Annotated in this window: 9 protein-coding genes; 7 read left to right on the forward strand and 2 right to left on the reverse strand. The window is 63.6% G+C overall.

Translation table 11 applies throughout. The features are described from left to right. Nucleotides 1-127: 127 nt before the first annotated feature. Both M1D34_RS15710 and M1D34_RS15715 read left to right on the forward strand, forming a co-directional pair. Nucleotides 128-787: a YggS family pyridoxal phosphate-dependent enzyme gene (locus tag M1D34_RS15710; protein WP_003531743.1), complete on the forward strand. Its 660-nt coding sequence runs from the start codon at nt 128-130 to the stop codon at nt 785-787. Between the two features lie 112 nt (nt 788-899). Further along, nucleotides 900-2,807, forward strand: coding sequence for an AMP-binding protein (locus tag M1D34_RS15715; protein ID WP_498779820.1), 1,908 nt, complete (start codon nt 900-902; stop codon nt 2,805-2,807). A 275-nt stretch (nt 2,808-3,082) separates the two neighbouring features. Here M1D34_RS15715 and M1D34_RS15720 read toward each other — a convergent pair whose 3' ends face one another. Beyond that, nucleotides 3,083-3,781, reverse strand: coding sequence for a DUF1013 domain-containing protein (locus M1D34_RS15720; protein ID WP_003531751.1), 699 nt, complete (start codon nt 3,779-3,781; stop codon nt 3,083-3,085). A 277-nt stretch (nt 3,782-4,058) separates the two neighbouring features. Between M1D34_RS15720 and acs the strand changes: the two genes are divergently transcribed. Continuing rightward, complete coding sequence (gene acs, locus M1D34_RS15725; RefSeq protein WP_498779822.1) at nt 4,059-6,008, forward strand: acetate--CoA ligase; 1,950 nt, start codon at nt 4,059-4,061, stop codon at nt 6,006-6,008. Between the two features lie 237 nt (nt 6,009-6,245). Here the strand turns inward: acs and M1D34_RS15730 are convergent, their stop codons facing one another. Beyond that, nucleotides 6,246-6,500 (reverse strand): DUF1674 domain-containing protein, encoded by a 255-nt coding sequence (locus tag M1D34_RS15730; protein WP_498779824.1) that lies wholly within the window; start codon nt 6,498-6,500, stop codon nt 6,246-6,248. Nucleotides 6,501-6,630: 130 nt separating this feature from the next. Between M1D34_RS15730 and htpX the strand changes: the two genes are divergently transcribed. From htpX to purH, 4 genes are all read left to right on the forward strand, one after another. After that, nucleotides 6,631-7,590, forward strand: a complete 960-nt coding sequence (gene htpX / locus M1D34_RS15735; protein ID WP_003531758.1) for a zinc metalloprotease HtpX — start codon at nt 6,631-6,633, stop codon at nt 7,588-7,590. Next, nucleotides 7,590-9,002 carry an RsmB/NOP family class I SAM-dependent RNA methyltransferase gene (locus tag M1D34_RS15740; protein ID WP_498779826.1) on the forward strand — a complete coding sequence of 471 codons (1,413 nt, stop codon included), beginning with the start codon at nt 7,590-7,592 and terminating at the stop codon, nt 9,000-9,002. The genes htpX and M1D34_RS15740 overlap by 1 nt, the downstream gene beginning before the upstream one ends. A 167-nt stretch (nt 9,003-9,169) precedes the next feature. Then, nucleotides 9,170-10,855, forward strand: coding sequence for a heparinase II/III family protein (locus tag M1D34_RS15745; protein ID WP_498779828.1), 1,686 nt, complete (start codon nt 9,170-9,172; stop codon nt 10,853-10,855). 140 nt (nt 10,856-10,995) lie between these two features. Beyond that, complete coding sequence (gene purH / locus M1D34_RS15750) at nt 10,996-12,606, forward strand: bifunctional phosphoribosylaminoimidazolecarboxamide formyltransferase/IMP cyclohydrolase (RefSeq protein WP_498779830.1); 1,611 nt, start codon at nt 10,996-10,998, stop codon at nt 12,604-12,606. The last annotated feature ends 13 nt before the right edge of the window (nt 12,607-12,619 follow it).

The following is a 12,619-nucleotide window of genomic DNA, read 5'->3' on the forward strand; positions in this document are numbered from 1 at the left end:
GAGGGCAGATGACGCCACGGCCGAGGCGAACCCGCCCGCTCCGGCTTGTGCTGGACTTGGCAAGCGCCGCAAGTTTCAATAAGCCGCTAGCGAAGATGTCGAAACGATCTTGAACAGGAGCGTGGGGATGGAAGTCGAGGAACGGCTGAACGAAGTGCTGAGCCGGATTCGCGCAAGCGAGAAGTCGGCGAACCGTCCGGAAAATGCCGTCAGTCTGGTGGCCGTGTCGAAAACGTTCGACGCCGAGACGATCCGGCCGGTGATCGAAGCTGGCCAGCGCGTCTTCGGCGAGAACCGCGTGCAGGAAGCGCAGGCCAAATGGCCCGCGCTCAAGCGTGAGACCCCCGACATCGAGCTGCACCTGATCGGTCCGCTGCAATCCAACAAAGCTGCCGACGCCGTTGCGCTCTTCGACGTCATCGAGACGATCGACAGGGAGAAGATCGCGCGCGCGGTCGCCGCCGAAATGAAGCGCCAGGGGCGCGACATTCGCCTCTATGTTCAGGTGAACACCGGTCTCGAGCCGCAGAAGGCCGGCATCGCGCCGGAAGACGCGGCCGCTTTCGTCGCGCTCTGCCGTGACGAGTTGGCTCTGAACATCGAAGGACTGATGTGCATTCCGCCGTTCGACGAAAATCCGGGACCGCACTTCGCCCTGCTCGCCAAGCTTGCCGGTCAGTGCGGCCTTTCCAGGCTCTCCATGGGCATGTCCGGTGACTTTGAAACGGCAATCGCCTTCGGCGCCACCGGCGTGCGGGTAGGCTCCGCCATTTTCGGAGCGCGCTGAGTCCCGCTCCCCATTACCCTTTCGTCGGGGTTCCCGTTTACCTCCGTTCGCCTATCTTTCGAAGTGGAGGAACCGGGCTTCTCGTCCGGAGAGCGAGTGGGAGGAAACGGGTATGGCGAGCCGCTATTCCGAAGTGTATGCCGCGTGGAAAACCGATCCGCACGGCTTCTGGGCAGATGCCGCATCGGCGATCGACTGGTTCAAGCGGCCGGAGCGCATTTTCGAGCCTGCCGGCGGCACCTATGGTCACTGGTTTCCGGACGGCGTCACCAACACCTGCCACAACTGCCTGGACCGGCATGTCGAGGCCGGCCGTGGCGAGCAGCTGGCCTTTATATACGACAGTCCCGTCACCGGCCGGATCGAGAGGATCTCCTATGCGGACCTGCTCGCCGATGTGAAGGCTATGGCTGCGATCTACCGCAAGCTGGGCGTCGACAAGGGCGATCGCATCATCATCTACATGCCGATGATCCCGCAGGCGGCGATCGCCATGCTCGCGGCAGCGCGGATCGGCGCGGTGCATTCCGTGGTCTTCGGCGGCTTTGCCGCCAACGAACTCGCCATGCGCATCGATGATTGCCAGGCGAAGATCGTCGTCTCGGCGAGCTGCGGGCTGGAGCCCGGGCGAACCGTCGCCTACAAGCCTCTGCTCGATCAGGCGATCGAAACGGCCAGCCACAAGCCGGCCCGTTGCCTCATCTATCAGCGCGACATGCTCGCCGCCGAAATGGTTAGCGGCCGCGACATCGATTTCGCCGAGGCGCTTGCGGCGGCCAGAGACGCCGGTGAGGAAGCCTCTTGCACGCCGGTCGCCTCCACCGATCCGCTCTATGTCCTCTATACGTCCGGCACGACCGGCCAGCCGAAAGGCGTCGTGCGGGACAATGGAGGCCACATGGTCGCGCTCAGATGGTCGATGGAGCACTTCTTCGGAGTCAATGCCGGCGACGTGTTCTGGGCGGCTTCCGACATCGGCTGGGTAGTCGGTCATTCCTACATCGTCTATGGGCCGCTCCTCAACGGCTGCACCTCGGTCCTCTTCGAAGGAAAGCCGGTCGGGACGCCCGACCCCGGAACCTATTGGCGCGTCATTTCCGAACACGGCGTGGCCGTCATGTTCACCGCGCCGACGGCGCTGCGAGCGATCCGCAAGGAGGACCCGGAAGCGGCCCATGCGGGCCGTTACGACCTGTCGCGGTTCCGGGCGCTTTATCTCGCGGGCGAGCGGGCCGACCCGGACACGATCCGCTGGGCGGAACGGGCGCTGAAGGTCCCGGTCATCGATCACTGGTGGCAGACCGAAACAGGATGGCCCATTGCCGGCAATCCATTGGGTCTCGGCCTCCTGCCGGTAAAATACGGTTCCCCGGCGGTTCCCCTCCCCGGCTATGACGTGCAGGTCGTCGACGACGCGGGCCACCCGGTGGAAACCGGCACGCTCGGCAATGTCGTGATCAAGCTGCCGTTGCCGCCCGGCTGCCTGCCGACTCTGTGGAATGCCGATCACCGCTTCCATGCGGCCTATCTCGAGGAATATCCCGGCTTCTACAAGACGGCGGATGCCGGCTATGTCGACGAGGACGGCTATATCTTCATCATGGCCCGGACCGACGACATCATCAACGTCGCGGGACACCGGCTGTCGACGGGGGCCATGGAAGAGGTTTGCGCCAGCCATCCGGACGTCGCCGAATGCGCCGTGATCGGCATCGCCGATCCCCTCAAGGGGCAGGTGCCGGCGGGCTTCCTGGTCATCAACGCCAATGTTTCCCGTGAAACGGAAGAAATCGAGAAGGAGGTTGTCGGTCTCGTGCGCGAGCGCATCGGGCCGGTCGCCGCCTTCAGGACGGCGGTCTGCGTCAAGCGGCTGCCAAAGACGCGATCCGGCAAGATTCTGCGCTCGACGATCCAGAAGATCATCGACCGACAGCCATGGACGATGCCGGCAACGATCGACGATCCGGCGATCCTGGACGAGATTACCGAACTGTTGCGGTCAAAGGGGATCGGCGTTTAGAGCGGGATGAGGAAAAGTGTGCGCGGTTTTCCGCCCCGCATCCCGCGTCTCAACTTCTTGGAAGCGATCACGTTAATGCTTCTAGGTCGACCCGACTAAAAACATCGTGATCTAGCACTTCCAGGAAGTGTGCGCGGGACTGCACCTCGTCCGCCTGCCGGCAAGCGGGGCCAAAAGACAAGCGGCGCCCGCCTGCGTCGATCCTGTCAGCGACGGTCAATAAAAAACCCGGATCCTGCGATCCGGGTTTTCGCATCTCGCCGATGGCGAAGCGATCAGTAGTCGTCTTCCTCGTCGTCCTTGCGGTCCGACTTCAGCGACTTCAGCTTGGCGAAGACGGCATCGGCGTCGATTTCCTTTTCCTCTTCGCGATCCTGGCCGTAGTCGAGCTTCTCGGTTTCCTGTGCGGATTCGAGCGTTGCGCCGGTCTCGGCTGCCGAAGGCAGCGGGCGCCCCTTGGAGGCGCGCTCGACCTCGAGGTCCAGATCGATCTGCGAGCAGAGGCCGAGAGTCACCGGGTCCATCGGCGTCAGGTTGGCGGAGTTCCAGTGGGTGCGCTCGCGAATCTGCTCGATCGTCGCCTTCGTCGTGCCGACAAGACGCGAGATCTGCGCGTCCTTCAGCTCCGGATGGTTGCGGACCAGCCACAGAATGGCGTTCGGGCGGTCCTGACGCTTGGAGACCGGCGTATAGCGCGGACCCTTGCGCTTGGAGTCCGGGACGCGGACCTTCGGCTCCGAAAGCTTGAGTTTGTGATTCGGATTTCCTTCGGCGCGTGCGATCTCGTCGCGCGAAAGCTGACCGGTAGCGATTGGATCGAGGCCCTTGATACCCTGCGCCGATTCACCGTCGGCAATCGCCTTGACCTCGAGCGGGTGCAGCTTGCAGAACTGCGCGATCTGGTCGAACGAGAGTGCGGTGTTGTCAACCAGCCAGACGGCTGTTGCCTTGGGCATAAGCAGTTGCTGAGCCATGGATATAGTCCTTTTGTCCGTCCGCGCCGGTGTCGCGGGCCGTGGAGTCTACCACTCATTTCCGGGAATTGGGGGTTCTATACCGTTCTTGTCTCGAAATTGCAATTCTTCACTTTCAAATGTGCTTTTGTCTAATTGCGGACCGGAAGCGACCTGCTTATGAATTGTCGCAAAGGACCGGTGGGAGCCGATCCGGGGCGGAATGAGGAAATCTGTGCGCGGTTTTCCGCCGGCATTCCGCCCATGATCTGACCAGAAATGCGCAGGGAGGAAAATTATGGACGTCAAGACCTACCCGGTCCTGGAAGCGGCCAAGAACCGCACGCTGCTCGACAATGCGACCTATCTCGAATGGTATCGCGAGAGCGTTGCCGATCCGGAGAAGTTCTGGGGCGAGCACGGCAAGCGGATCGAATGGTTCGAGCCCTATACCAAGGTCAAGAACACGTCCTTCGAGGGCGATGTCTCGATCAAGTGGTTCGAAGACGGACTGACCAACGTCTCCTACAATTGCATCGACCGCCACCTGAAGACGCACGGCGAAAAGACGGCGATCATCTGGGAGGGAGACAATCCCTATCTCGACAAGAAGATCACCTATAACGAGCTCTACGACAAGGTTTGCCGTCTTGCCAACGTCTTGAAGGAGCAGGGCGTAAAGAAGGGGGACCGCGTCACCATCTACATGCCGATGATCCCGGAAGCAGCCTATGCGATGCTCGCCTGTGCCCGCATCGGCGCGATCCATTCGGTCGTTTTCGGCGGCTTTTCGCCCGAGGCGCTCGCCGGCCGCATCGTCGATTGCGAGTCCACCTTCGTGATCACCTGCGACGAGGGCGTGCGCGGCGGCAAGCCGGTTGCGCTCAAGGAGAACACCGATACCGCGATCGACATCGCTGCCAGACAGCACGTCACGGTCAGCAAGGTCCTCGTCGTGCGCCGCACCGGCGGCAAGGTCGGCTGGGCACCGGGCCGCGATCTCTGGTATCACCAGGAGACCGCGGCGGCAGAGCCGCATTGCCCGCCGGAAAAGATGAATGGGGAGGACCCGCTCTTCATTCTCTATACTTCGGGTTCGACCGGTAAGCCGAAAGGCGTGCTGCACACGACCGGCGGCTATCTCGTCTATGCTTCGATGACGCATCAATACGTGTTCGACTACCAGGACGGCGACATCTACTGGTGCACGGCCGATGTCGGCTGGGTCACCGGTCACTCCTACATCGTCTACGGGCCGCTCGCCAATGCGGCGACGACGCTGATGTTCGAGGGCGTGCCGAACTTCCCCGACGCGGGACGGTTCTGGGAAGTGGTCGACAAGCACAAGGTCAACATCTTCTATACCGCGCCGACCGCGATCCGCTCGCTGATGGGAGCGGGCGACGATTTCGTCAAGCGCTCCTCGCGTTCTTCGCTGCGCCTGCTCGGAACGGTCGGCGAGCCGATCAATCCGGAAGCCTGGGAGTGGTACTATCACGTCGTCGGCGACGAGCGCTGCCCTGTCGTCGATACCTGGTGGCAGACCGAAACCGGCGGCATACTGATCACGCCGCTGCCGGGGGCTACCGACCTCAAACCCGGCTCCGCGACGCGGCCCTTCTTCGGCGTCCAGCCGCAGATCGTGGACAGCGACGGCAAGGTCGTAGAGGGCGCGGCCGACGGCAACCTTTGCATCACCGATAGCTGGCCCGGGCAGATGCGGACGGTCTATGGCGATCACGAACGCTTCATCCAGACCTACTTCTCCACCTACAAGGGCAAGTATTTCACGGGCGACGGCTGCCGCCGCGACGAGGACGGCTACTATTGGATCACCGGCCGCGTCGACGATGTCCTGAACGTCTCAGGCCACCGGCTCGGCACGGCGGAGGTGGAATCGGCGCTCGTCTCGCACAACCTCGTTTCCGAGGCGGCGGTCGTCGGCTACCCGCATCCGATCAAGGGTCAGGGCATCTATTGCTACGTTTCGCTGATGGCCGGCGAGGTCGGAGACGACGAACTGCGCCAGGCGCTCGTCAAGCACGTCCGCTCGGAAATCGGACCGATCGCGACACCGGACAAGATCCAGTTCGCGCCCGGCCTGCCGAAAACACGCTCGGGCAAGATCATGCGCCGGATTCTCCGCAAGATCGCCGAGGACGATTTCGGTTCGCTCGGCGACACTTCGACGCTCGCCGATCCGGGCGTTGTCGACGACCTGATCGCCAATCGTCAGAACCGCGGGTGATGTGAGCCGGGGTATGGGTGGCAACAGCCCCTCATCCCGCTGCCGCGACCTTCTCCCCGCAAGCGGGGAGAGGGGACATTGCGGCCACCGCACTCCCTCGCATTTGCTGTAACCGCATCAGCATCCTCGTCCCCGCTCGCGGGGAGAGGGTTAGGGTGAGGGGCGAAGCGCAAAGCGCTGTACGGGTGGAACGCAGCGGCCGATTCGCCACCGAAACGAAAACCTGACGGCCCACCCTCAGAAATCGATCGCGCGGCCCTTGATCTCCCAATCGCCGAAGCGAGCCGGGTCGAGGCCGCCGCGCCCGCCGAGTTCCGCCGGCATATCCTTCGGCCCTTCGGCACGTCGCCGCTCTTCCGCCTCCTTCAGAGCGCGTAGCGCTGCCGGGGAAAGCGGACGTCTGGGGCGGTCGGGAGAATTGTCGTTGTCGTTCTGCATACCGGTCGCGGTTTCCGTAACGATATTGAAGAGCTGGCCGTTTATCCCCATCATATAGGCACTTCCGTGTGAACGGAAAAGCTTGATTCACGTGAAACCTTCGCGCGTACCGAATGGAACGAAGCGGCTGCAGGCGGCTTTCCAAGAGGCGCGGGAAGGACACCGATTTGGTTGGAGCTCATTCATGAATCTCATGCGCACCGCAATGCTGCTCGCCTTCATGACCGTCCTCTTCATGGCCGTCGGCTATGTCATCGGCGGCCGCGGTGGCATGATGATCGCCCTCGTCATCGCCGCAGGCATGAACTTCTTCTCCTACTGGAATTCCGACCGGATGGTCCTGCGGATGTACCGGGCGCAGGAGGTGGACGAGCACAGCGCGCCGGAATATTACGGGATCGTCCGCGATCTGGCGAAGAATGCCGGCCTGCCGATGCCGCGCGTCTACGTCATCGACAGCCCGCAGCCGAATGCCTTCGCCACCGGTCGCAATCCGGAGAATGCCGCGGTCGCCGCTTCGACGGGACTGCTGCATTCGCTTTCCTACGAGGAGGTTGCCGGGGTCATGGCGCATGAGCTCGCCCATATCCAGTATCGCGACACTTTGACGATGACGCTGACGGCGACGCTCGCCGGTGCGATTTCCATGCTTGGCAACTTCGCCTTCTTCTTCGGTGGCAACCGCGAGAACAACAATCCGCTCGGCTTCATCGGCGTGCTGATCGCGATGATCGTTGCCCCGCTCGCGGCCATGCTGGTACAGATGGCGATCAGCCGTACACGCGAATATTCCGCCGACCGCCGCGGTGCGGAGATATGCGGCAATCCGCTCTGGCTTTCCTCGGCGCTCCGCAAGATCGCCGGTGCCGCTCAGGTCATCCATAACAATGACGCCGAGCGCAATCCGGCGACGGCGCATATGTTCATCATCAATCCTCTCTCGGGCGAGCGGATGGACAATCTGTTCTCGACCCATCCGAACACGGAGAACCGGGTTGCGGCTCTGGAGAGAATGGCCCGCGAGACGTCCACGGGCTCGACGGCGCCGGTCCGCCCTGATAATGCAGGGCGCAAATCGCGCTCTGTCCCGAGAACCGGCTGGGGTCGCGGTGGTTCCGAACCGCCGAAAGGCCCCTGGTCCTGATGCCCGAAGACAATAAGAACGATTCACGTCCGAAACGATCCCGAGAGCACAACCGCTCCGGAGGGGCAGGAGCCCGGCCCGGTGCGGATGCCGCGGCCAAACCGGGCCTGAAGAGCCGCCAGGCGGCTGCCAAGATCCTGGCGGCGGTCGTGGACCGCAACACGCCGCTGGACGGAATGCTCGATCCGGAGCGCGGGAACCCGGCCTATCGCGAGTTGAGCGAAGCCGATCGCGCGCTGGTGCGCGCCATTCTCAACTCGGCACTCCGCCATCTGCCTCGTATTCGTGCGGCCATCGATTCGCTTCTGCAAACGCCTCTGCCCGAGGGTGCGCGGGCTCTCGAACATGTGCTGACCGTCGCCGCCGCGCAAATTCTCTATCTCGACGTTCCGGATCATTCGGCCGTCGACCTCGCAGTGGAACAGGCCCAGTCCGATCCGCGTAACCGCCGGTTCGCAAGCCTCGTCAACGCCGTGTTGCGGCGGCTTTCGCGTGAAAAGGAAGAAATTCTCGAAAAGCTGCGACAAGTCCCGGCGATGCCCGGCTGGTTCTTCGACAGGCTCGTCGCCTGTTACGGTCCCGACCAGGCCGAGCGCATCTCCGAGGCGCAGCTCGTACCCGCCGCCATCGACCTGACCGTGAAGTCCGATGCCGCTTCCTGGGCGGAGCGGCTCGCCGGCACCGTGTTGCCGACCGGCTCCGTTCGTCTTCAGGAATTCTCCGGTTCGATCCCGTCGCTTTCAGGCTTTTCGGAGGGCGCCTGGTGGGTCCAGGACGCGGCTGCCTCCATTCCGGCGCGCCTTTTCGGGGATATTTCCGGAAAGAAGGTGGTCGATCTCTGTGCCGCGCCCGGCGGCAAGACGGCGCAGCTCGTCCTCGCGGGGGCGGAGGTGACCGCGCTCGATCAGTCTTCAAGCCGGTTGCGGCGGCTCAAGGGCAACCTCGAGCGGCTTGGCTTCGAGGCCCGAACCAAGGAGAGCGATATGGCCGAGTTCCGGCCGGAAGAACTCTTCGACGCGGCCCTTCTCGACGCTCCCTGCTCCTCGACGGGCACCACCCGGCGGCATCCCGACGTGCTCTGGACGAAAGGCCCGCAGGACGTCGCGAAGCTTGCCGGGCTGCAGGAACGGCTGCTGCGGCACGCGCTTACCTTGGTGAAGCCCGGCGGTCTCATCGTCTTTTCCAATTGCTCGCTCGACCCGCTGGAGGGCGAGGAGGTCGTCGCCCGCGTCGTCGCCGACAGCGGATGCGAACGGGTGCCGATCGACGCAGCCGATTGGCCGGGGCTCGAAAAGGCAATCACCGCGCTTGGAGAGTTCCGCACGACACCTGCGATGCTGCCGCTGGAACCGCCCTTCGCCGGTGGCCTCGATGGCTTTTATGCCGCCGTGCTGCGCCGTGCGGGCGCCTGAGGGCGCTCATCAACAGACTGTTTTGCTGGAACAATTGACGCCCTCGGACGGCCCGCCTATCAATGGCGGCAGGGTTGATAAATATTTAATGATCTTTCCCGCACGATTCCGATCTTCTGCTTGATCCTCGAATCGGCTCCGGTTCAAGAGGAAACCCACGGGCGCCGATGCCGTTTTCCAGTAAAACAAGGCTCCTATATTTGTATTTGCGCGAAGGCCAACGACGATTGGCGCGCCTGCTTTCGCGCGGAATGACGACGGCGCTGCGCTTTGCGGGCTCTACGCCCGCCCGCCTGATCGTCGCACCCACGGATCTTCGGGCCATCGATCCCTTCGCCGCCGAAGAGATCCTCGCAGGTCGTTTTCCGCTCGCCGGCCGCGTTCTGGATACCGAAGGCGAGTCGCCTTTCGAAATCGACCTGCCGTCGCACGAGTTCGCGGCCCGGCTTCATTCCTTCGGCTGGCTGCGTCACATGCGGGCGATACAGGACGAAGCCGGCTCGATCCGGCTGCGCCAGATCATGGACGACTGGATGGGCAGCCATGGCCGAAGCATCGGCGAAATCTCGTGGGAAGCGGACGTGGTTGCGCAGCGCGTCATCGCCTGGCTGTCCCATTCGCCGGTGGTGCTGCGCAACGCCGAGCACGGTTTCTATCGCCGCTTCCTGAGAAGCCTTGCCCTTCAGGTCCGCTACCTCCGGAATGTCGCCGAGACCGTTTCCGATGGAGAGGCGCGCCTGAGGGTTCGCCTGGCACTCGCCATGGCCTCCGTTTCGATGCCGGCTACGCCTTCGGCGATCCGCAAGGCGTCGCGTAATCTGGATCTGGAGCTGGAGCGGCAGCTTCTGCCCGACGGGGCGCATTTCTCCCGAAACCCCCGCGCCGGGCTCGAGCTGCTGCTCGATCTGCTGCCGCTGCGCCAGACCTATGTCAATCTCGGACACGACGTGCCCGCGAGGCTCATTCCCTGCATCGACCGCATATATCCGGCGCTCCGCTTCTTCCGCCACCAGAGCGGGGAGCTCGCCCTTTTCAACGGCGCGACATCGGTTCTCGCCCATGAGCTCGCCTCGGTGCTCAGATATGACGAGACGTCCGGCGAGCCGTTCCGGTCCTTGCCGCACGCCCATTACGAACGTCTGGCGATGGGCGATACCGTCATCATCATGGACACCGGACGACCGCTTTCGGTCGACCTATCGCGCAGCGCCCATGCCGGCTGCCTCTCCTTCGAGATGTCCTCCGGCAGGAACCGCTTCGTCGTCAACTCCGGCGCGCCGAAATTTGCCGGCGATCGATTTCGGCAGATGGCGCGCACGACCGCCGCGCATTCCACAGTCACCGTCGACGACACGTCCTCCTGCCGCTTTTCGCAGTCGCGGTTCCTCGGTCCGGTCATGATCAGCGGCCCCTCGCGCATCGTGATCGAGAGGAAGGACAAGCCGGGAGCCATCGAGCAGGTCAAAGCGAGTCACGACGGCTACCTTGCTCCCTTCGGCCTGATCCACGAGCGCGACATCGGAATTCTCAATGGCGGGCGGCTGATCCGCGGTCGCGACCGCCTGCTGCTGGAGGATGGCAGCGATCCGGAAAATGACGACGACGCGACCGCTGTCGCCCGTTTCCACATCCATCCGGCAATCGGCATGCGCCGGCACAGCGAGAGCGAGATATATCTGACGGCACCCGATGGAGAGGCATGGCTCTTCGCCTGTCGCGACGGTGCGCTCGCGATCGAGGAGGACATTTTCTTCGCCGATCCCTCCGGCGTGCGCGCCTCGTCGCAGATAAGCGTGACCTTCTCTGCCGCCTCGCAGCCGGAAATTCAGTGGACTTTCACGCGCGAGGGATGATCCCGAAATTGCGCCGGGCCTATTTTCCCGTTGCGCGGCGCCGAAGGTTCCTTCCGGGAACAAGCTATGCTAACGGGCAGCCATCCCAATCGCCGGAACCTCCTCACTACGCGTCCGGCGCTGCCAAAGGAGCAAGGTCGATGGCTGTCGCCTCCAAGAAAATCCCCGCCCCGGACGAGGTCCGGATCAAAACCGCCCTCCTTTCGGTCTCCGACAAGACGGGCATCGTCGAACTCGCCCGCGCCCTCAACGACAAGGGCATCCGGCTCATCTCGACCGGCGGTACGCACAAGGCGCTTGCGGAGGCCGGCCTTCCCGTCAGCGACGTGTCGGAGCTGACCGGCTTTCCGGAAATCATGGACGGGCGCGTCAAGACGCTTCACCCCGGCGTCCATGGCGGTCTTCTCGCGATCCGCGACGACGCGGAGCATGCGGACGCCATGAGCGCGCACGGCATCACCGCGATCGATCTCGCCGTCATCAATCTCTATCCCTTCGAAGAAGTCCGCGCCAAGGGCGGCGACTATCCGACCACGGTCGAGAATATCGATATCGGCGGCCCCGCAATGATCCGGGCATCGGCCAAGAACCATGCCTATGTGACGATCGTCACCGACCCGGCTGACTATTCGCCGCTGCTGGAGGAAATCGCAGACGGCGCGACGCGCTACGCCTTTCGCCAGAAAATGGCGGCCAGGGCCTATGCCCGCACGGCGGCCTATGATGCGGCGATCTCCAACTGGTTCGCCGAAGTGCTCGACACGCCCATGCCGCGCCACCGCGTTCTCGGCGGCGTGCTCAGGGAGGAGATGCGCTACGGCGAGAACCCGCACCAGAAAGCCGGATTCTACGTGACCGGCGAGAAACGGCCGGGAGTGGCCACGGCGGCGCTGCTACAGGGCAAGCAGCTCTCCTACAACAACATCAACGATACCGATGCCGCCTTCGAACTGGTGGCGGAATTCCTGCCGGAGAAGGCACCGGCCTGCGCCATCATCAAGCATGCCAACCCCTGCGGCGTTGCGACCGCGCCCTCGCTCGCCGAAGCCTATCGCCGGGCGCTCGCCTGCGATTCGACCTCGGCATTCGGCGGCATCATCGCGCTCAACCAGGAACTGGACGCCGAGACCGCGGAAGAGATCGTCAAGCTCTTCACCGAGGTGATCATTGCGCCTTCGGTCAGCGACGAGGCGAAAGCCGTCATCGCCCGCAAACCGAACCTGCGGCTGCTTGCGGCCGGCGGCCTGCCGGATCCGCGCACGCCCGGCCTGACGGCGAAGACGGTCGCCGGCGGGGTGCTCGTCCAGACGCGCGACAACGGTATGGTCGAGGACCTGGAGCTCAAGGTGGTTACCAAGCGTGCGCCGACGGCGCAGGAGCTCGAAGACATGAAGTTCGCCTTCAAGGTGGCGAAGCACGTCAAGTCCAATGCCATCGTCTATGCCAAGGACGGCCAGACGGCGGGTATCGGCGCCGGCCAGATGAGCCGCGTCGATTCCGCGCGCATCGCTGCCATAAAGGCGGAAGAAGCGGCCAAGGCACTGGGCCTCGCCGAGCCGCTCACGCGCGGTTCGGCCGTCGCTTCGGAGGCCTTCCTCCCCTTCGCCGACGGGCTTCTGTCAGCCATCGCTGCCGGCGCAACCGCCGTCATCCAGCCGGGTGGTTCGATGCGCGACGAAGAAGTGATCGCGGCGGCGAACGAGCACGATGTCGCGATGGTCTTCACAGGTATGCGGCATTTCCGGCACTAGATCACGATGTTTT

It is taken from the genome of Ensifer sp. D2-11, from assembly GCF_054161295.1.

Excerpts from the sequence above, each read along its gene's own strand:
- M1D34_RS15710 (WP_003531743.1), top strand. The coding sequence starts at position 128 with ATGGAAGTCGAGGAACGGCTGAACGAAGTGCTGAGCCGGATTCGCGCA.
- M1D34_RS15715 (WP_498779820.1), top strand. The coding sequence starts at position 900 with ATGGCGAGCCGCTATTCCGAAGTGTATGCCGCGTGGAAAACCGATCCG.
- M1D34_RS15720 (WP_003531751.1), bottom strand. The coding sequence starts at position 3,781 with ATGGCTCAGCAACTGCTTATGCCCAAGGCAACAGCCGTCTGGCTGGTT.
- acs (WP_498779822.1), top strand. The coding sequence starts at position 4,059 with ATGGACGTCAAGACCTACCCGGTCCTGGAAGCGGCCAAGAACCGCACG.
- M1D34_RS15730 (WP_498779824.1), bottom strand. The coding sequence starts at position 6,500 with ATGATGGGGATAAACGGCCAGCTCTTCAATATCGTTACGGAAACCGCG.
- htpX (WP_003531758.1), top strand. The coding sequence starts at position 6,631 with ATGAATCTCATGCGCACCGCAATGCTGCTCGCCTTCATGACCGTCCTC.
- M1D34_RS15740 (WP_498779826.1), top strand. The coding sequence starts at position 7,590 with ATGCCCGAAGACAATAAGAACGATTCACGTCCGAAACGATCCCGAGAG.
- M1D34_RS15745 (WP_498779828.1), top strand. The coding sequence starts at position 9,170 with ATGCCGTTTTCCAGTAAAACAAGGCTCCTATATTTGTATTTGCGCGAA.
- purH (WP_498779830.1), top strand. The coding sequence starts at position 10,996 with ATGGCTGTCGCCTCCAAGAAAATCCCCGCCCCGGACGAGGTCCGGATC.